Annotated in this window: 16 protein-coding genes; 14 read left to right on the top strand and 2 right to left on the bottom strand. The window is 56.5% G+C overall.

From position 1 onward, the window contains the following. Window positions 1-140 precede the first annotated feature (140 nt). The 5 genes from GPK94_RS03990 (at window position 141) to GPK94_RS03970 (ending at window position 5,508) form a co-directional block, all read left to right on the top strand. The gene (locus GPK94_RS03990) at window positions 141-1,631 is read left to right on the top strand and encodes a sigma 54-interacting transcriptional regulator (RefSeq protein ID WP_215654601.1); all 1,491 of its coding nucleotides are present in this window, start codon (window positions 141-143) and stop codon (window positions 1,629-1,631) included. Window positions 1,632-1,900: 269 nt separating this feature from the next. Further along, a complete protein-coding gene (locus tag GPK94_RS03985; RefSeq protein WP_215654599.1) occupies window positions 1,901-2,338 on the top strand; it encodes a beta-hydroxyacyl-ACP dehydratase in 438 nt (145 codons plus the stop codon). A 148-nt stretch (window positions 2,339-2,486) separates the two neighbouring features. Next, entirely contained in the window at window positions 2,487-3,830 is a 1,344-nt protein-coding gene (locus GPK94_RS03980) for an MATE family efflux transporter (RefSeq protein WP_346727984.1), read from the top strand. Between the two features lie 168 nt (window positions 3,831-3,998). Next, window positions 3,999-4,451: a helix-turn-helix domain-containing protein gene (locus GPK94_RS03975; RefSeq protein ID WP_207724983.1), complete on the top strand. Its 453-nt coding sequence runs from the start codon at window positions 3,999-4,001 to the stop codon at window positions 4,449-4,451. Beyond that, window positions 4,438-5,508 carry an FUSC family protein gene (locus GPK94_RS03970; protein ID WP_215654597.1) on the top strand — a complete coding sequence of 357 codons (1,071 nt, stop codon included), beginning with the start codon at window positions 4,438-4,440 and terminating at the stop codon, window positions 5,506-5,508. The genes GPK94_RS03975 and GPK94_RS03970 overlap by 14 nt, the downstream gene beginning before the upstream one ends. Window positions 5,509-5,642: 134 nt before the next feature. On the opposite strand, the gene GPK94_RS03965 is transcribed toward GPK94_RS03970, so the two are convergent. Continuing rightward, complete coding sequence (locus GPK94_RS03965) at window positions 5,643-6,068, bottom strand: helix-turn-helix transcriptional regulator (protein WP_346727983.1); 426 nt, start codon at window positions 6,066-6,068, stop codon at window positions 5,643-5,645. A 167-nt stretch (window positions 6,069-6,235) separates the two neighbouring features. Between GPK94_RS03965 and GPK94_RS03960 the strand changes: the two genes are divergently transcribed. Genes GPK94_RS03960 through GPK94_RS03935 form a run of 6 tightly spaced genes read left to right on the top strand, consistent with a single transcriptional unit; the run spans window position 6,236 to window position 12,870 of the window. Then, window positions 6,236-6,883, top strand: a complete 648-nt coding sequence (locus GPK94_RS03960; RefSeq protein ID WP_207724984.1) for a protein kinase — start codon at window positions 6,236-6,238, stop codon at window positions 6,881-6,883. A 2-nt stretch (window positions 6,884-6,885) separates the two neighbouring features. Then, window positions 6,886-8,148 (top strand): zinc ribbon domain-containing protein, encoded by a 1,263-nt coding sequence (locus tag GPK94_RS03955; protein WP_215654593.1) that lies wholly within the window; start codon window positions 6,886-6,888, stop codon window positions 8,146-8,148. Between the two features lie 14 nt (window positions 8,149-8,162). Then, window positions 8,163-9,419, top strand: coding sequence for a zinc ribbon domain-containing protein (locus GPK94_RS03950; RefSeq protein ID WP_215654590.1), 1,257 nt, complete (start codon window positions 8,163-8,165; stop codon window positions 9,417-9,419). A gap of 14 nt (window positions 9,420-9,433) precedes the next feature. Continuing rightward, window positions 9,434-10,354, top strand: coding sequence for a zinc ribbon domain-containing protein (locus GPK94_RS03945; protein ID WP_215654588.1), 921 nt, complete (start codon window positions 9,434-9,436; stop codon window positions 10,352-10,354). A gap of 3 nt (window positions 10,355-10,357) precedes the next feature. Further along, window positions 10,358-11,596 carry a zinc ribbon domain-containing protein gene (locus GPK94_RS03940; protein ID WP_215654586.1) on the top strand — a complete coding sequence of 413 codons (1,239 nt, stop codon included), beginning with the start codon at window positions 10,358-10,360 and terminating at the stop codon, window positions 11,594-11,596. A gap of 11 nt (window positions 11,597-11,607) precedes the next feature. Further along, window positions 11,608-12,870: a zinc ribbon domain-containing protein gene (locus GPK94_RS03935; protein ID WP_215654584.1), complete on the top strand. Its 1,263-nt coding sequence runs from the start codon at window positions 11,608-11,610 to the stop codon at window positions 12,868-12,870. 180 nt (window positions 12,871-13,050) lie between these two features. On the opposite strand, the gene GPK94_RS03930 is transcribed toward GPK94_RS03935, so the two are convergent. Beyond that, a complete protein-coding gene (locus GPK94_RS03930) occupies window positions 13,051-13,707 on the bottom strand; it encodes a TetR/AcrR family transcriptional regulator (RefSeq protein WP_256447297.1) in 657 nt (218 codons plus the stop codon). A gap of 246 nt (window positions 13,708-13,953) precedes the next feature. Between GPK94_RS03930 and GPK94_RS03925 the strand changes: the two genes are divergently transcribed. From GPK94_RS03925 to GPK94_RS03915, 3 genes are all read left to right on the top strand, one after another. Then, window positions 13,954-15,276, top strand: a complete 1,323-nt coding sequence (locus tag GPK94_RS03925; protein WP_215654580.1) for a glycine/sarcosine/betaine reductase component B subunit — start codon at window positions 13,954-13,956, stop codon at window positions 15,274-15,276. A gap of 18 nt (window positions 15,277-15,294) precedes the next feature. Next, window positions 15,295-16,611, top strand: a complete 1,317-nt coding sequence (gene grdH, locus GPK94_RS03920) for a betaine reductase selenoprotein B (RefSeq protein ID WP_215654578.1) — start codon at window positions 15,295-15,297, stop codon at window positions 16,609-16,611. 123 nt (window positions 16,612-16,734) lie between these two features. Then, window positions 16,735-18,249 (top strand): BCCT family transporter, encoded by a 1,515-nt coding sequence (locus GPK94_RS03915; protein WP_215654576.1) that lies wholly within the window; start codon window positions 16,735-16,737, stop codon window positions 18,247-18,249. Window positions 18,250-18,271: the final 22 nt, after the last annotated feature.

Here is an 18,271-nt window from a genome sequence, read left to right as displayed (position 1 = left end):
TAAGCTTCAGAATCAAAAATGAAAATCTATTATTTTGCAAATCAAGTACTGTTTTACGATAAAATTGGCAAATTCCTTATAATACCGCAGATTCAATTGATCATTTGACGCAATCCCCATCATAGAGAGGAGGCCGCTTTATGGAGCAATTTGACTTTATAGAATTCGACTATACTACAGATCCAGCTATCCTGCGGCAAAAATCGCATGAGGAACTGGTAGAAACTCTGTGCCTTACACGGCATCTGTATGATGCCTTGGACGCCATCATCGAAAACTCTATGGACGGCCTTTTTATTACGGATGGAACTGGCCGTATCATCAAGGTAAATAAGAGTTATGAGGAACTTTCCGGCGCTTGTCGCGAAGAAATACTGGGGAAAAATGTACATGATTTGGAGGATGGACTCATCTCAGAATCTGCCTCGCTGATGGTACTGAAAACAGGGCGCCCGATTACCATTGAGCAAAAATTTTATAAGACAAATCGTACCGCCTACATTACCAGCAACCCTATTTTTAATCAAAACGGCGAAATTATCATGGTCGTAAGCAACAACCGTGATTTTGAGGAAATCGATCAATTGCGTGCTCAACTGTCCCGGACCCGTGCATTGGCTAGTGAATATCAGTCCAGATTCAATGCGATCCGAGAACAGCTCTACCAAAAGCCCGATATTGTGGCCGAGGACCCTAAAATGCTGGAAGTCCTCTACCGTTCCAATAAGGTTGCTCCAACGGACTCCACGGTGCTGATTACCGGTGAAACAGGAACCGGAAAGGAAGAGATCGCCAAGTTTTTGCACGAAAACAGCTTGCGCGCCAAAAATCCTTTTATTAAAGTAAATTGCGGTGCTATATCCCCAAACTTAATAGAAAGTGAACTATTCGGTTATGAAAAAGGGGCTTTTACCGGTGCGTCTTCCAGTGGTAAAATGGGTTACTTTGAGATTGCCCACCGGGGTACACTCTTTCTGGACGAGATCGGAGAACTGCCCCTGGATCTTCAGGTAAAGCTCCTGCGTGCCCTTCAGGAGGGAGAAATTGTTCGTTTGGGCGGAACCCGTCCCATTCAAATTGATGTACGCGTGATTGCGGCTACCAATCGGAATTTGGAGCGTATGGTGGAAGAGAAAACCTTTCGCCAGGATCTGTATTACCGGCTTAACGTCGTACAGCTGTGCCTGCCCCCTCTCCGTGAACGAACAAGGGATATCCCGCCGCTGGCGCAAAAATTTCTCTCCCGCTACAACGAAAAATATCACACCCAAAAAACTTTGACCCGCCAAGCGCTGCACGCCATGGAGCAGTATTCCTGGCCCGGAAATGTACGGGAACTAAAAAATGTAGTAGAACAGATTGTGGTTATGGGAGAAAACGACCAGGTAATCGCTCAGGATCTCCCATTCCGCAGGACCTCCGAAACCGAGAAACACGAGCTTTTTGACCTCAGCCAGCCCATCGATCTTCCTCTTCTTCTGGAACAATTGGAGTATGAATATATCCGGAGAGCATATGAAAAGCATGGCACTCTGAAAACCGCCTCTCAATCAATGGGAATGAATATTACGACTTTCGCAAGAAAAAAGCGACAATATGGCGAAAAATTTAGCAAAATCAAAAAATATTAGAATTTTTATATATATTATCAAAACTGATATTTCCCATGTCAAAAATGATAATTCGCGCAAAGCTTTGAAACAGCGTGCTTTTCCTCCATTTTTCTTTTTCTTATTATCAAAAATGACAATTTAAATCCTCCTCTGTTCACCATTTTCTGTCCCTCCTCGATCCACCGCTTGGCACCCTGCTTGCGTGTCACAATTAAGTGAGAAGTCACCGTATCTATACCCATGCATTTAGACAAGCCGATCAACGGTTCCATCGGGAGGTATAGGCAATGACACTAACATTGGAAGAAATTAAAAGCATCATTCCACAGCGTCCCCCTATTTTATTAGTCGATGAGGTTAGCAAACTCATTCCTGGTGACTCCATAGAGACTCGCTTTTATGTCTCGCCAGACATGTCGGTATTCCAGGGGCATTTTCCTGGCAATCCGGTCTTACCCGGAGTTTACTCCGTAGAGGCCTTAGCACAGACAGCTGATATCCTCTTGTTGTCGTTAGAGCGCTATCAGGGAATGGTTCCCCTCTTTATGGGCATTGATCAGATGAGATTTAAGCATAAGATTCTCCCCGGAGTACATCTGCGTATGACCGCGCGGATTACGCACGAAGATGCTGTCCGCCGGATCATTTCCTGTGAAACAGCGGCCTATCAGGCAGACAGAGACATTCTCTGTGCCATAGGTGTGTTAACTCTGGCCATGCGCTAATTCTCCCTGAGGCATCTGCACAATCCACAGGCCATCCGCGCTCCGATTTTCCCCACGCCCTTGCGCAATGTGGAAAAGGGTCCTATAATGGGCCGTGTACCTGTCGGCTCTGCCGGACAGGAGATCGACGTACAGGGAGGGACATGATTTGCAGCAGGAACGCACTGCCTCCATGCTCAACGGCTCCATTCGCAAAAGCATCACCCTTTTTGCGCTGCCCATCTTCTTCGGCAACCTTTTTCAGCAGCTCTACAACACCGCCGACTCCCTGATTGTGGGCAATTTTCTTGGCAGCAACGCGCTGGCCGCGGTCAGCTCCTCCAGCAGCCTTATCTTTATGCTCATCGGCTTTCTGAGCGGCGTCTCCATCGGCGCAGGGGTGGTCATCGCCCGGTATTTCGGTGCCAAGGACTACGACCACATGCGCCTGGCCATCCATACCACCGTGGCCTTCGGTTTGGCCGCCGGTGTGGTTATGACCCTGGTGGGGATGCTCCTCTCGCCACAGATCCTCTTATGGATGGCTACGCCCCAGAATGTCATGGGGGACTCTGTGCTCTACCTGCGGCTTTACTTTGCCGGCTCCCTCGGTTTTGTCCTCTACAACGTTTCTGTCGGTATCCTCCAGGCGGTGGGAGACAGCCGCCATCCGCTCTATTATCTGATCATCTCCTCTCTCATCAACATTGTGCTGGACCTGGTATTCATCGGGCTCTTCCACATGGGGGTGGAGGGGGCTGCCATCGCCACGGTCATCTCTCAGCTGGTCAGCGCCGTTCTCTGCCTCATCCAGCTGGTGCGTACCCAGGACTGCTATCGCCTGTATCTGTCCAAAATCCGCTTTGACGGCGAAATGCTGCGGCAGATCATCCGGCTGGGGCTCCCCTCCGGCCTGCAAAACTCCATCATCGCCTTTGCCAACGTGGTGGTCCAATCCAACATCAATGTGTTTGGAGAGATCGCCATGGCCGGCTGCGGGGCCTATTCCAAAATCGAAGGGTTCGGATTTCTCCCCATCACCAGCTTCACCATGGCACTCACCACTTTCACCGGCCAGAACCTGGGAGCCGGACAGCTGGAGCGCGCCAAAAAGGGCGCGCGTTTTGGCATTTGGACCACGGTCATCCTGGCCGAGATCATCGGCGTGCTGGTCTTTGTCTTTGCGCCGCAGCTCATCGCCGCTTTTGACTCCAACCCGGAGGTCATCCGCTTCGGCATCGAGAAGGCCCGCACCTCGGCGCTCTTCTTCTTCCTGCTGGCCTACTCCCACTCCATTTCCGCCTTGCTGCGCGGCTCCGGAAAGGCCATGATCCCCATGGCCGTCATGCTGGTCTTCTGGTGCGTGGTCCGGGTGACGTTCCTTACCATCACCGTCCCGCTGACCCAGAGCATCCAGATGGTCTATTGGGTCTACCCCCTCACCTGGCTGCTCAGCTCCATTGCCTTTTGGATCTATTATCACAAGGCCGACTGGCTCCACAGCCGTTTTTGAGCTGTGGTCCGTTCAACCCGAAGTAAAACCCGGCTGTGCCTCTCTGCACAGCCGGGTTTTTTGTGTAAAAAATTTTGCTGTTCTGCAAGAATGCGGCACTGTCCTCTTGACAGGTCAAAACACCGTCTATATACTTAATAACGTTAACTATATAGAAGAGGGATATCTATGCAGATCGAATGGACCGATATGGCGCACTATCAGCAGCAGTTGCAAAAGGTCGTGCGTGCACTGCTTCCGGCACGGCAGTCTACATTGACCGCCAGTGAATGCGAGCTGTTGGCAAGGCTCTATCTGAATCCCGGGCAAAATACCCCTTTCCTGCTCAGCGAGGGGAGCGGTATGAAAAAGGAGGCGGTGAGCCGCTGCCTGAAGTCGCTCTTTGAAAAGGGCTGCGTCCGCAAGGAGCGCCAGGCGGAGGATGAGCGAAGCTATCGTCTTTTTATCACCGAATCCGGCCTGTCTGAACTGAAAAAGGGATATGAGAGCATTTTACAGCCCTTTTACGACCTGTGGCGCAGCACAGGAGACGTATTTGAGCAATTTCTATCTCATACCGATCAACTGGCCGCACAGATCGAGAAAGGACCGAACAAGCACCTTGACCATGAAATTTTATGATGCCTTACAGATGGACCCGTCCATTCTAAAGCGAAAGATCGCCGCCTGTGAAACGCTGCAGGAAAAGAATTATTATTGGTTGGCAATCACGGTGCGCTCCGTGCTCATCGTGGCCTTTGCCATTGTATTTATCAGCCTCCTGTCCGGCATCTTCGGCGCGGATAACACCGCCATGGCCGTAGCGTTATTCTGTATCATGCTGGGCCTGCGCTTTGTCAATTTTAAATACTGTGTCGGTGATTCCCTCTTCACACTGGCAATCGCCCTTGCCATCCTGGTGCTGGCCCCCAGTGCAGCGGCCGTGATCCCGCCGGTAGGCCTGATCCCGCTCCATTTTGCGGCCTTCTTTGGACTGCTGTATATCACCACCCAACGGCCGGAGCTGGGAAATGGCGGTCTGTACAGTTTCGCCTACGTCTATCTGACCGGCAATCCGGTCAGCGGCGAGGCACTTGTCCGCCGCGGTATGCTGGCCTTGGTGGGCTACCTCATCTGCGGCGCGATCCTCTTTGCCAAACACCGGGAGCTGCACAAAAAGATCCGCTTTCACCATGTGGTGCGGAAGTTCAGCCTCTCGAATCCCGTCCATCTCTGGCAGCTGCGCATGGCCCTGGGGGTCAGCCTGGTATTATCGGCGGGACAGATCTGGGGAATGGAGCGCTTCATGTGGATCGGCTTTGCCTGTGCATCCCTACTCTCCCAGTATCCCTACTCTCATGATACTACCCTCCGCTTCCGGCAGCGTATCGTGGGCGCCGTTGCAGGCTCCTGTCTGTTTTTTATACTCTATCAGCTCACCCCCGAGGCGCTGCATTCCCTGCTCGGTCCGCTGGGGGGACTGTGCCTGGGCTTCTGCACCGATTACCACTACAAAACGGCGATGAATTGCTTCGGCGCACTGATGCTGGGTGCCGGTATTTACGGTGTCCAGCAGGCCGTCCTGCTCCGCATCGTCAATACCTTCCTGGGCGTGGCGTTTGGACTGCTCTTTGCCCTTCTTTTTCACAAAGTGGTCGCCGCAAAGTTTCTCCCCGCGCCGGAAGAGCAGCCCTCCTGACCTGGAACGCCCTTTCTGCGATTGGGCGCCCGGTGCACCCACACAGCCAAAACATCAAAATGCCAGGGTCCCGCCCTTACAGCGGGTCCCTGGCATTTTCTTTGCCGAAACAATCGTCTGCGGCCCATTCCTATTTAGAACAGGGTCCTCTCATTCTCGGCGAACAGCTTGTCGTTGATGGCACTCAACGGCGTATGGTGAATGATCCCGTGGCTGATGATGGCATCCCGCTTATTTTTGGGATAGACCTGGGCATAGGCCGCCTGCTTGAGCAGGCGCTGGGTCTCATCCAGCGTTGCATCCAGGCCGATGCACAGACAGAGCAGCCGATCCCGGGACGGTTTCCTCCGCCCGGAAAAGATCTGATGGAGGTACACCTCACTCATCCCGGCCTTGCGGGCCAGTCCCGCCTTGGAAAGGCCGCTCTTTTCATACAGCTGTCCCAGGAGTTCCGAGACGCTCCAGTCACAGAAAAACTCCTGATTTTCTTTGATATAAGAATCAATATCCGGCTGGGTCATCAATTCCTGCCGGAGGTCGTCAGTGGTCTTTTCTTTCACCACAGATCCCCCCCTCTTTACTTCCATGGTCAGATTGTATATACTAAATCTACAACATTTTGTGATTGATAACAATATGCACACTGCATAGTGTCTCTGATTTTGGGGTGATTTCCATTTATACTTGGTTGCAACATCGTCTCGAAGAAGAATACGACCCTGTGCGCATGCTCAAGCAGAGCGACCGGGGCAGCGTTCAGCTCATCCGTCACAAAGCCTCCGGCCAGCGCTTCATCCTCCGGCAGTTCACCGGCAATCCGGAGGTCTATTACAAATTACTGGACTACACCTGTCCCAATCTGCCCACGGTGTTTGAGGTGGCGAGCCTGGGGAGCGAAAACCTGGTGGTGGAGGAATTTATCGCGGGCGATACCCTGGGCTTTCTGCTGGAGGGCGGACTTTTTTCCCCGGAGGAGACCAAAAAAGTGGTCATTCAGGTGTGCCATGCCCTGTGGGTCCTCCACTCCATCGGCGCAGTCCACCGGGATGTGAAGCCGGAGAATATCATCCTCCGGGGAGATCAGGCGGTGCTCATCGACTTTGATGCCGCCCGCCTGCACAAGCCGGAGAATGAGATGGATACCCAGATCCTGGGCACCACCGGCTTTGCCGCCCCGGAACAGTACGGCCTGTCCCAGTCGGATATCCGCACCGACATCTACTCCCTGGGCGTGCTCATCAACGTCATGCTCACCGGGGAACACCCCTCCAAAAAGCTGGCGGGGGGCAAAATGGGCCGCATCGTGGACCGCTGTACCCACGTCAACCCCCAGCACCGCTATAAAAACGTGCTGCGGCTGATGGAGGCTCTCTGAGGATGCCCGGGCCGGTAAAGCACTGCCCCCACTGCGGCGCCTCCCTTCCGGAGGGCGCCTCTTTCTGCCCCTACTGCGCAAAGGATCTCCATCCCCGGCAGGCGGTGTTCGTACCCATCCGCCGATGGCTGCGGCCACTGAGACGGGCCGGGCTTCTGCTGGCGGCGGCCGCTCTGATCGCGGCCTTGATTTTGCTGTATGACGCCGTCACACCCGACGTGTACGACGCCTATGGGGAGCTTATCTATGAGATGGACGGCAGCGACTACCACCTAGCGGTCAGCTTCCGCAACGACGGTACTCCGGAGCCGGAATACACCGTACAGGTGGAGTCGGACGAAAGCTATCAACGTTCCTCCAAGCTGATCATTACCCACGTGGACACCGGGATCGACGCGGGGCGGATGTTTAACCAGCAGATCGACTCCTGCCAGGTCCGGGTGCTCCAGCCGGACAACGCCTCCCCGGTCATCTGCCATGCGCCGCTCTTTTCCGACGATAACGCCGGCAGCCTGCTGGTCTCCACGCTGGATTTTACCGGAACGAGCCAGGGACCGGTGGAGGTAGAGTGGCGCATTGACATGAAAAACGGGGACACCATCCTTCTCCGACAAACGCTGGCCTTTGAGCTGGTGGACACTATCCACTACTACCCGGAGGACTACGACATGGACACCATCGAGGACCTCCAGGCCCTGGTGGACCAGATCCAGGAGGAGGTCCCCCTGCCCACGGTGGTGCGACTCCACCTGCCTCCGGTCCATTATGAGGGAGGGCTCACCATTGACAAGCGGTCCATCCAGCTCTCCGGCTCGGTGTATGAGAAGAATATGCGCACCGCTTTTTTGGGGCCGGTGGTCATCCGGCCGGAGCAGGACCCCCTGACCATCATCGAAAACATTGACTTTCGTGGCAGTGGCTCTGACACCGGCCTCACCATTGAGGCCGACTGCCGGGTGCGCAACTGCCTCTTCACCGGTTGGGACACTGGAATGCTGGTGGGCGGGGAAGACTGGGCCGACCCGGTGGGGTGCTCCTTTGAGGACAATGACGTGGGACTGTGCTTCCACAGCGCGGGCTCCTATGTGAACTGTACCGATTTTGAGGGCAACACCTTTCTCCGCAACCAGATGGCGGTAAATCTGCTGCAAGTACCTGGTACGCAGACCATCTACTTCTCCGGCTGCCGGTTCTCCGGTAACAACGCCAACATCAATAACCCCACCGGCCATGTCATTGATACCACTTACGCCACCTTTGAGTAAACGGGAGAATTCCTATGAAGCACGACTGTCCCCACTGCGGTGCGTCCCTGTGGTCAGGTGCCTCCTTCTGCCCCTACTGTGCCCGGAGCATCCGCCCCCGTCAGGAGGTGGATGTACCTGTTCGCCGGTGGGTGGGCCCTTTGAAGCGTGCCCTTCGGCTGTTGATCTTGGCCGCTCTGGCAGCGGCCGCGGTTTTACTATATGACGCCGCCACTCCAGACGTATACAATGCCTCTGGGGAGCTGATTTACCATCTGAACGGTCAAGACTATCGCCTGCTGCTCACCTTCCGCAACCTCCCCACCCCGGAGGCAGAACGCACCATGCCGGTAGAGGCGGACGGTTTCTATGAGCGGTCCTCCAAGCTCTTTATCTTCCACCAGGACAGCGGAACGGATGCAGGGCAGATGTTTTATCAACACACCCAGTCCGTTCAGGTCCGGGTATTTCAGCCGCCGGACAATCCCTCCCCTGTGATCTGCCAGCCCCCCATCCGTGGTGAGGAACTGTCCGAGGGTCTGCTGGTCTCCTCGCTGGAGTTCACCGGTCAGAGCCGGGGGCCGGTGGAGATGGAGTGGACCATCACCATGAAAAACGGGGATACCATCTTTCTGTGGCAGACCCTGAACCTCCAGTCGGTGGACACCCTCCACTGCTACCCGGAGGACTATGATATGGACACTATCGAGGACCTCCAGGCCCTGGTGGACCGCCTCCAGAAGGAGGTCCCCCTGCCCACCGTGATCCATCTCCATCTGCCCCCGGTCCAGTATCAGGGCGGACTCACCATTGACCGGCGGGCCATCCAGCTCTCTGGCTCCGCAGACGAGCAGGGACGGCGCACCTCTTTCCTGGGGCCAGTGGTCCTCTCGCCGGAGCAGAATTCCCTGACCTCGATCCAAAGCATCGACTTCCAGGGGAACGGCTCGGGCACCGGCCTTACCATCGAGGCCGACTACCGGGTGAAGGACTGCCGCTTCACGGGCTGGGACGTGGGCATGCTGATCGGCGGAGAGAACTGGGCCGATCCCATCGACTGCTGGTTCGAAGACAACGGGGTTGGCCTGCGCTTTGACAGCGCCGGGACCTATTTTAACTACACCGATTTTACCGGCAACACCTTTGTAAACAATGGAATAGGCATGGATCTGGTCCGGGTACCAAGCAATCATACCATCCGCCTGGCCCAGTCCCGTTTCTCCGGCAACGAGGAGGATATCCTCAATGCTACCGACAACATTCTCAGCACGGTACATGTCATCTTTGAATGAAAGAGAGGTTCTTTATGGAACATAACTGTCCACACTGCGGCGCGCCTCTGCCGGCAGATGCCTCCTTCTGCCCCCACTGCGCCCAGAGCATCCGCACCCGGAAAGCGGCCTCCGTTCCCTCCCACCTGTGGCGTAAGGGCCTGAAATGGGTTCTGCTGCTGGTAATTCTAGCGGCAGCAGCGGCGGCAGGCTGGGTACTGCTGCACGATTCCTCCACCGGCCTCCCCGCCGGGGAGACCACGGCCGTGGTTTTTCAGGAGGACGAAGACGGCATGGTGACGGTCACCCCCGAATATCTGGAGGAGTTCTTCCCCACCCTCATCGCCATTGACTTCGGCACCACCTCCAAGAGCAGCGACAACATCGACGACTACCTGGTGGACAGCTACCAGATGGCCCAGCTGGTGTCCTCCCGTGGCACCCAATCCGCCGTGGGCGAGCGGGGGATGTACAGCGCGGGCAATGACTCCAACAACCGGGTGTCTCTGCTGATCTTTGACAGCAACACCCACCTGATGGGCTACTTCATTGGCTCCCCCACCAGCCTGGGGGACGGCAAGTGGCAGATGGACGTGGTGAACTGCGACTACGACTTCACCCACCTCTACGAGGCGGAGCTGGCCGCCTTTGAGGGCAACTGGGAAGATGATTTCTCCACTTACATCTCTCCGGAGGAGATTCCCTCCTCCGGGGCGGTGTGGTTCTTAAACGGCTACAATACTGGCCAGGGCCCGGTGCTGCGGAAGGACGACGCCCAGATCTACGCCCTGTGGCACACCCTCCACAGCCCGGAGCTGGAGCGCCAGTGCCGGGAGATCGAGCGCCTGGAGGAATTCCTGCCCAAAGAGGGCCGGTGGCGGTGCTACCTGCTGCTGGACCAGGACTACAACCTGCTGGGCTACACCATGCTGGATCATCAGGGGAACGGGGGATAAGTCATGGAGTACAAATGCCCCCACTGCGGCGCAGACCTGCCGGAAAACGCCGTTTTCTGTCCCCATTGTGCGAAGGACATCCATTCCCGGAAAGCGGCGAAAAAGCCGGTCCCCCTGCTGAAAAAGCTGCTGCTGGCCCTGCTGGCTCTGGCGGTGCTGGCCGCCGTCGGGTTCGGGCTGTGGGCAATCTTCGCCCCCAGGACCTACGACGGCTATGGGGAGGTCCGCTACGGGAACTATCAGCTCCTGCTCACCCAGAGCGTAGACCGCTACACCCCCGTACCGGAGCTGACCATTCCCGGGGAGCCGGAGGGCCAATACCGGGTCCCCTCCCGGCTGTTTGTCAACGACACCCATAACGGCGTGGACGCCTCGGAGGCCTTCCTGGCGGAGGTGGTGGAGGTAACGGCGGCCTTTACCGGCCAGGAGGACAGCCCCTCCCCCTTCGTATGCTCCCAGCCCGCCTACAACGAGGGCGCGCCCGAGTGTCCCCTCATCTCCCTCATCGACTTCACCGGGCAGAGCGCCCCGGCGGAGCTGGTGTGGACCTTTCACATGAAAAACGGAGACACCATTTCTCTCCGGCAGACCTATGAGGTGATCCCCATCCCGGTGTACGACTACCACCCGGAGGAGTACCCCATGGACACGACGGAGGAACTGCAGGCCCTCATCGACGCCATCCCGGACCAGGTAACGGACCCTGTGGCGGTCATCAACCTCTACCTGCCCCCGGTGACCTATGCGGACGGAATCACGATCCAGAGCCGGAGCATGAACCTGTACGGTTCTGCCGACGAAGCCGGGAGGCGTACCACCTTCACAGGCCCCGTTCAGGTGGTGGCACCTAACAGCGAGATCGCCTATCTCCAAGACATTGACTTTGTGGGGAGCGGCAGCGGCACCGGTCTCTCCGGCTCCTCTCCCTTCCGGGCCACAAACTGTACCTTCACCGGCTGGGACACCGGTGTACTGGCCTACAGCACCAGCTGGGCCAATGTCATCGGCTGTACCTTCCGGAATAACGGCATCGGCTTCCAATTCGACAGCACGGGAGAGTACGCCAACCACTCCATGTACAACGACAACCTCTTTGAGGGCAATGATGTGGCGGTGCAGCTGGATAACGTCCCCACCGACGTGGTCCTCAACTTCCAGGGTTCCGCCTTCCGGGCCAACGCCCAGAGCATCCTCAACCCCTGCGACCAGCCCCTGGACCTGTCCCAGGTCACCTTTGAGTAAAGGAGAATCCCATGATGGAACACAAATGCCCCCACTGCGGCGCGCCCCTGCCGGAAAACGCCGCCTTCTGTCCCCACTGCGCCAAGGACGTCCACGCCCGGAAAAAGGTGAGAAAGCCTATCCCTCTGCTCAAAAAGCTTCTGCTGGGCCTGCTGGCCCTGGTGGTAATCGCCGCCATCGGTGGGGCTGTCTGGTACTGTAATCGCCCCTATGTGCCCCAGCAGTATGACGAGCTGGGCGTGGTGTACTACGAGAGCGGGGATAAGACCTATCAGCTGCTGGTGGCCTGGCCCAACGACCGCTGTGCCCCCGCCCCCGACATCTACCAGCAGGGCTCCCCTGACGAGGAGTATCGCTGGCCCTCCCGGTGGTATGTCAACGACGCCGCTACCGGCGCCGATGCCTGGGCGGAGTTTGAGCCTCTGGTGGAGAAAGTCACCGTGGAGGTGGTTCAGGACGAGAACGCCGCCGATCCTCTCACCGCCGGAGAGCCCAGTCACGACGAGGAGTACTCCCCCGACGCCGCCATGATCTGCTCCCTCGATTTTACCGGCGATTCCGGAGAGCCCCAGATCATCTGGACCATCCAGATGAAGAACGGGGACGAGATCCGCATCCGCCAGAACATCCACGTTACCCCCATCATCACCCACGAGTACCACTGGCAGGACTACCCCATGAACACCGTGGAGGAGCTGCAAGCCCTGCTGGACCAGACCGTCCGGGAGGTTGCCCCCTCCGATCTGATCCACATCTACCTGCCCCCCGTGACCTATGAAGGGGATCTGAAGATGGCCCGGGCCTATGAGTTCTACGGCTGTACCGACGAGGGGGCGGGGCGCACTGTTCTCAAGGGCTCGGTAACTATCGGCAGCGGCAATTACCAGTTCATCTCTTATTTCTATGACATGGACTTTGTTGGAGACGGCACCGACATCGGCATCATTGCTCCCGTCAAGACCTGGGCCATCGGCTGCTCCTTTACCGGCTACAAGACCGGTTTCCAGTCCCAGGGGAGCGCCTGGGTGAATGTGACCGAGTGTACCTTTACCGACAATGAGGTGGGCTTCCACTTCAACTCCACCGGACAGTCCGCCTCCGACAGCCGCTATCACGATAATCACTTTGTGAACAATGGCACCGCCGTGCTGCTGGAGAATGTGCCCACCGATCTGACCCTCAGCTTCGATGGCTCAGAATTTTCCGGCAACGGCACGGATATCGACAATCCCTCCGGCCACAGCATCGATACCTCCAAGGCGCTGTTCTCTTAGGCCGCAATACCAGATTTCAAAAAACTACTCGGATAAAAAGTTACCGGCAACCGTCAGTTTAACGGTTGCCGGTAACTTTTTTATGCGCAAATTTCTCGTTCTGGGCTGAAAACCACAGCTTGTAACAGACTCTTCCTGTTTAAACTCAGCATTCTCCCCCGCTCACAGAGACCGCGGTAATCACGGGCGTTCGATCAGTGCGCCGATATAGTCCTGGAGCCGCTCGATCAGTTTGGCGTTTTCCAGTGCATCGCCCCGGAGCATCTTTTCCTCCAGAATGACCCGGAAGCAGTGCACGATGATTTCATTCCAGAGCTCTGCCCGATCCGCCGGAACTTTGCCGCACTCCACCAGCGGCCGCATGATACTCATATTCCGCTGGAGGAGTGAGCCGTGCTGAAGCATCTCCCGGACAATGGGGTCGGTATCCTGCATTTCATCGGGAAACACCTCATAGTAGACCCGAATAATCTCCTCCAGGTCATCCGAATAGCGCCCGAAAAACAGGCGATAAAAGGCATCGGGATGCCGGAAAGCAGAGTCGCAGAAAAACTCCCAGGTTGCCCGGAACCGCAGATAAGGGTCTTGGAGCTCCGTAATATAGATGGCCAGCTGCCGATTGTACTCCTGAAAATATTTCATGGACGCGTACATGATCAGGTGATCTTGATCACTGAAGTAGTGATACAGTGTGGAGCTCTTGTATCCGGCCAATTCCGCCACCCGGCGGATCGTAACCGCGTTGACGCCTTTTTCTTCCATAAGTTGGTTGGCCGCCACAATAAAGCGTGCAAAAATTTGCGCGCGTTCTTCACTGGTATAGGGGTGTCTTGCCATACGCCATCTCTTTTCCAAGTATTTTTTTATCGTGATTTTATAATAATATTACCCCAATATTTTTATTTCGTCAACTCTTTTGTACAAAGTAGACAACACATCCTCCCCAAAGACCTCCCCTCGGATTTTTCTATAAAACGCCCTTGACTTTTATCGAACATGATAATAAAATCATGTTCGATAAAAGAAATCCACATAAGCAACCCCATTCCAATGATCCACTCTGAAAAGAAAGGAAGTCTGTTTATGAAACTGGAAATTGGAAATTTCCACGTCACCGACATTCAGTTTGGGCCGGAAACCAAATTTTCCAACGGTCTTCTGACCATCGACAAGGAGGGGGCCATCGCCTACCTGCGCGGTGAGGATGAGCACATCACCGACCTGGATCTGGTCATCGCCCGCCCCGGTGACGACACCCGCATTTGCCCGGTCAAGGAGGCCGTGGAGCCCCGCGTCCGCACCGACGGACGCACCCTCTTTCCCGGTGTGACCGGCGAGGTCTGCCCCGCTGGCCAGGGCCGGGTCCACGCTCTGAAGGGATGCAGTGTGCTGGCCGTAGGCAAGCACTGGGGTTCCTTCGGCGACGGACTGATCGACATGGGTGGCGAGGGCGCCAAGTACACCATCTTCTCCCAGCTCATCAACGTGTGCATGGTCATGGACACGGACGAGGAGTTTGAGCGTTATGAGCAGCAGAAGAAGAACCACGCCATCCGCTGGGCCGCGCACCGTCTGGCCGAGTACATTGGCCAGGCTGTAAAGGACCTGGAACCCGAGGATGTGGATGTCTTTGACTTTACTCCCGTCACACAGCGGGAAAAGAACGGGCTGCCCAATGTGGTGCTGGTTATGCAGCCGCAGTCTCAGATGGAGGAGCTGGGCTATAACGATCTGCTCTACGGCTGGGATATGAATAAGTATCTCCCCTCTTTTGTCAGCCCCACCGAGGTGCTGGACGGAGCCATCATTTCGGGTTCCTTCATGCCCTGCTCCTCCAAGTGGTGTACCTACGATTTCCAGAACTTCCCCACCATCCAGGAGATGATGGCGGAGGACGGCAAGTCCTTCAACTTCATCGGCGTCATCATGTCCAACCTGAACGTGGCCCTGGATCAGAAGGAGCGCGCCGCCGTCATGGTGTCCAACATGGCTCTCAACCTGGGAGCCGACGGCGCCATCGTCACTGAGGAGGGCTACGGCAATCCGGATGCTGACTATGTCCGCTGCATCGTGGCCCTGGAGGATGTGGGCGTCAAGGTGGTCGGCATCTCCAACGAGTGTACCGGCCGCGACGGCCGCTCCCAGCCCCTGGTGACCCTGGATGAGAAATGCAACGCACTGGTCTCCACCGGCAATGTCTCCAAACTCATTGAACTGCCCCCCTGCTCCACGGTCATCGGAGAGCTCCAGGCTCTGGCCCGGGACGGCCTCTCCGGCGGCTGGGCCGGCGATGAGATCCTGGGTCCCTCGGTCCGTCCGGACGGCTCCATCATCATGGAAAACAACTCCATGTTCTGCGGCGACCAGATCGCCGGCTGGTCCCCCAAGACTATGCTGGAATTTTAATCAAGGAGGGGAATCTATATGAAAATTATTCACTACATCAATCAGTTCTTCGCCGGCATCGGCGGCGAAGATCAGGCCGATCAGGCTCCCTTTATCAAGGCTGAGCTGATCGGACCTGCCATGGCTCTGAACGCTCTGGTAAAGCCCAACGGCGGCGAGGTGACCCACACTATCGTCTGCGGCGACAACTTCATGGGCTCCCGGACCGACGAGGCGGTAGAGACCATCCTCGGCTTCCTCTCCGACAAGGAATTTGACCTCTTCGTAGCCGGCCCCGCCTTCCAGGCCGGACGCTACGGCTTTGCCTGCGGCACCATCTGCAAGGCCGTCCATGACCGGTACGGCGTGCCGGTGCTCACCTCCATGCATGTGGAAAATCCCGGCGTTGAGATGTTCCGCAAGGATATGCCCATCTTTGTGGGCGGCAAGTCTGCCGCCAAGATGCGCGGTGACGTGACCCTCATGGCCAACTACATCAACAAGGATCTGACCGGCCAGCCCCACACCGGTGCAACCGAGGAGAAAATCTTCCCCCGCGGCGTGCGGCACCAGGCCTGGCCTGTGGGTAACAAGCCCGCTGCCCGGCGCGGTGTGGAAATGCTGATCCACAAGCTCAATGGGGAACCCTATCAGACCGAGCTGGTCATTCCTGCCAAGGATCTCGTCCCCATCGCCCCCGCGATTCAGGACCTGAGCAAGGCCCGCATCGCCCTGTGCACCACCGGCGGTATCGTCCCGGTGGATAACCCGGACCGCATCCAGTCCGCCTCTGCCACCCGTTGGGGCCGCTATGACATTTCCGGCATGGACCGGCTGGAGAGCGGCGTGTTCAAGACCATCCACGCCGGCTTCGATCCCGCTGCCGCCAATGCTGACCCCAATGTCATCGTGCCCCTGGACGCAATGCGCGCCTATGAGCGTGAGGGTAAATTTGGCTCCCTGCACCCCTATTTTTACTCCACGGTCGGCACCGGCACCACTGAGGCCGAGGCCCGCCGCATGGCCAAAGAGATCATTCCTCTCCTCAAGCAGGACAAAGTAGACGCCATCATCATGGGCTCCACGTGAGGCACCTGCACTCGTTGCGGTGCAACGATGGTGAAAGAGTTTGAGCGTGCCGGCTTTACCATTGTCCAGATGTGCAATCTGATCCCCGTGGCCTCTACGGTCGGCGCCAACCGGATGGTTCCCACCATTTCCATTCCCTATCCTCTGGGCGATCCCAACACCTCCGCCGAGACCCAGTGGAAGCTGCGCTATCACCGGGTCGGTGTGGCCCTGGATGCCCTGGCCACCGACATCACGGAACAGACCGTATTCAAGGTCAAATACTGATTCTTCGGAACAAATACCTTTCTCCTGGCCAACTCTGTCTGGGCCATAGCGGATGGGCGGCGGTCGGGGCTCTCCCTGCCGCCGCCCATTCCAATTTTCCGCCTTTGATCGAGAGGGAATTTTATGAACAAGCCAAAGCGCGAAAAGAACATAACCTATACCATTTCTGTGATTCTCATTGTGGCATTGGTACTCTGGGCCGTGCTGTCGGGCAGTCTGTTTGAAGCAGCGGCAAATACTGCCTTCACCTTCCTGTCCGTCAACTTTTCGTGGCTCTATATGCTGGCTATGAGCGCCTTTGTCATCTTTTCTATCTGGATCGGTTTTTTCAGTAAATATCGTAAAATCCGACTGGGCGCAGATGATGCCCGGCCGGAGTACAGCAACGCGGCCTGGTTCGGAATGCTGTTTTCGGCCGGTGCCGGGATCGGTCTGGTTTTCTGGGGTGTGGCGGAGCCGCTGAGTGTGTGGGCTGCTCCGCCGGGTATAGAGCCGGGAAGCGCAGAAGCAACCCGTTTTGCCTTTCAGAAGGCGTTCCTCCACTGGGGGCTCCATCCCTGGGCTGCCTACTGTGTCCTGGGACTCGGTATGGCTTACTTCCAGTTCCGCAAGGGAAAGCCCGGTCTGGTGAGTTCCGTATTTCCTGCCTTGGCAGGGGACAACAAAACCTGCCGCATCCTCCAGAAAGGGATCGATATCCTGGCCATCTTTGCTACCGCTGCCGGGATCGCCACCTCCCTGGGACTGGGAGCCATGCAGATCGACGGCGGATTGAACGCTGTGTTTGGCCTGCCGAAATCCAAGCCCGTCCTGATCGCCACCGTGGTAATCATCACCATCGCCTGTCTGGTGGTCACGGCAGCCGGAATGGAAAAAGGCATCAAGCGCATCGGAAATCTGAATAACATGATCGTAGGCCTCTTGGCCGTCTGCGGTCTGCTCCTGGGGCCCACCCGGGAGATCCTGTGTCACTGGGTCGAAGGGCTTGGCGTATATATCCAGACCCTTCCGTCCAGCGCACTGGAGACAGGCTCCTTCAGCGATACCAGTAGCTGGTATGGAAAGTGGACCGTCTTTTACTGGGCCTGGTGGATCGCCTGGGCTCCCTTCATCGGTGGATTTATTGCCCGCATCTCCAAAGGCCGCACCGTACAGGAATTCATCGCCGGAGTCCTGTTCCTTCCCTCCAGCGCATCCCTGCTGTGGTTTTCCATATTTGGCTCTATGGGAATCGACGTCGGCCGTGAGATCGGCGTAGAGGCTGCCCGTGAATTAGTCTCCGATACCGCCGGAACACTTTTTGCCGTTTTGCGGCATTATCCGCTTTCCTCCATTCTGTCGGTGGTATTCCTGGTTCTGCTGTGTACCTTTTTTATCACCTCCTTCAATTCCGCCACATTCGTGCTGGGTATGCTCAGCTCCAATGGAGATCTGAATCCTCCCCTCAGCCGAAAGCTGGTCTGGGGCGTGCTCCAGGCAGCGCTCGCGCTGGTCCTGATGGTCTGTACCAGCAAAGGTCTGGATATGCTGCAAACGATGTCCATTGTTTCCGCGTTCCCATTTGCTTTCATACTCATATTCACCATGGTTTCAGTTGTCCAGACAATCCGCAAAGACCCCTCGGTACAGAAAGAGTAAGCATTCCTCCTTTTAAAGCAGC

Origin of the sequence: Pseudoflavonifractor sp. MCC625, assembly GCF_018784545.1 — a bacterium.
Classification (GTDB): Bacteria; Bacillota; Clostridia; order Oscillospirales; family Oscillospiraceae; genus Pseudoflavonifractor_A; species Pseudoflavonifractor_A gallinarum.
Note: the sequence above shows the minus strand (reverse complement) of the source record. Positions and strands in the feature narration are given on the sequence as shown.